The sequence below is a fragment of the Grimontia celer genome (assembly GCF_900055185.1).
In the GTDB taxonomy this organism is placed as follows: Bacteria; Pseudomonadota; Gammaproteobacteria; order Enterobacterales; family Vibrionaceae; genus Enterovibrio; species Enterovibrio celer.
The window spans coordinates 1-2,137 of record NZ_FIZX01000017.1; the positions used below are offsets into that span (position 1 = coordinate 1).

A 2,137-nucleotide genomic window follows, 5' to 3' on the forward strand; every position below is an offset into this window, starting at 1 on the left:
CCTAGGGATGACTCATCTTGAGGCTCGCTTCCCGCTTAGATGCTTTCAGCGGTTATCGATTCCGAACTTAGCTACCGGGCAATGCCACTGGCGTGACAACCCGAACACCAGAGGTTCGTCCACTCCGGTCCTCTCGTACTAGGAGCAGCCCCTCTCAATCATCCAACGCCCACGGCAGATAGGGACCGAACTGTCTCACGACGTTCTAAACCCAGCTCGCGTACCACTTTAAATGGCGAACAGCCATACCCTTGGGACCGACTTCAGCCCCAGGATGTGATGAGCCGACATCGAGGTGCCAAACACCGCCGTCGATATGAACTCTTGGGCGGTATCAGCCTGTTATCCCCGGAGTACCTTTTATCCGTTGAGCGATGGCCCTTCCATTCAGAACCACCGGATCACTATGACCTGCTTTCGCACCTGCTCGAACCGTCATTCTCGCAGTCAAGCGGGCTTATGCCATTGCACTAACCTCACGATGTCCGACCGTGATTAGCCCACCTTCGTGCTCCTCCGTTACTCTTTGGGAGGAGACCGCCCCAGTCAAACTACCCACCAGGCACTGTCCTCAATCCCGATAAGGGACCTAAGTTAGAACATCAAACATACAAGGGTGGTATTTCAAGGTCGGCTCCACACAAACTGGCGTCTGTGTTTCAAAGCCTCCCACCTATCCTACACATGTAGGCTCAATGTTCAGTGCCAAGCTGTAGTAAAGGTTCACGGGGTCTTTCCGTCTAGCCGCGGGTACACAGCATCTTCACTGCGATTTCAATTTCACTGAGTCTCGGGTGGAGACAGCGTGGCCATCATTACGCCATTCGTGCAGGTCGGAACTTACCCGACAAGGAATTTCGCTACCTTAGGACCGTTATAGTTACGGCCGCCGTTTACCGGGGCTTCGATCAAGAGCTTCGACCGAAGTCTAACCCCATCAATTAACCTTCCGGCACCGGGCAGGCGTCACACCGTATACGTCATCTTTCGATTTTGCACAGTGCTATGTTTTTAATAAACAGTTGCAGCCACCTGGTATCTGCGACTGCCCTCAGCTCCATCCGCAAGGGACTTCACCATGGGCAGCGTACCTTCTCCCGAAGTTACGGTACCATTTTGCCTAGTTCCTTCACCCGAGTTCTCTCAAGCGCCTTGGTATTCTCTACCCGACCACCTGTGTCGGTTTGGGGTACGGTTCCTGATAACCTGAAGCTTAGAGGCTTTTCCCGGAAGCATGGCATCAATGACTTCACTACCGTAGTAGCTCGACATCGTGTCTCAGTGTATAGCGTCCCGGATTTGCCTAAGACACCCACCTACGCACTTGAACCTCGACAACCGTCGCGAGGCCCACCTAGCCTTCTCCGTCCCCCCATCGCAGTTATCAGCAGTACGGGAATATTAACCCGTTTCCCATCGACTACGCCTTTCGGCCTCGCCTTAGGGGCCGACTTACCCTGCCCCGATTAACGTTGGACAGGAACCCTTGGTCTTCCGGCGAGGAGGTTTTTCACCCCCTTTGTCGTTACTCATGTCAGCATTCGCACTTCTGATACCTCCAGCAGCCCTTACAGACCACCTTCAACGGCTTACAGAACGCTCCCCTACCCAATACAATAAATTGCACTGCCGCAGCTTCGGTGTATCGCTTAGCCCCGTTACATCTTCCGCGCAGGCCGACTCGACCAGTGAGCTATTACGCTTTCTTTAAATGATGGCTGCTTCTAAGCCAACATCCTGGCTGTCTGAGCCTTCCCACATCGTTTCCCACTTAGCGATAACTTTGGGACCTTAGCTGGCGGTCTGGGTTGTTTCCCTCTCCACGACGGACGTTAGCACCCGCCGTGTGTCTCCCGGATAGTACTTACTGGTATTCGGAGTTTGCAAAGGGTTGGTAAGTCGGGATGACCCCCTAGCCTTAACAGTGCTCTACCCCCAGTAGTATTCGTCCGAGGCGCTACCTAAATAGCTTTCGGGGAGAACCAGCTATCTCCGAGTTTGATTGGCCTTTCACCCCTAGCCACAAGTCATCCGCTAATTTTTCAACATTAGTCGGTTCGGTCCTCCAATTGATGTTACTCAATCTTCAACCTGCCCATGGCTAGATCACTCGGTTTCGGGTCTACGTCATGCAACT

At 53.3% G+C, this 2,137-nt stretch carries 1 rRNA gene; it reads right to left on the minus strand.

Annotated elements, in window-relative coordinates:
* Nucleotides 1-2,137, minus strand: a 23S ribosomal RNA gene (locus tag GCE9029_RS25145); the annotation flags it as partial.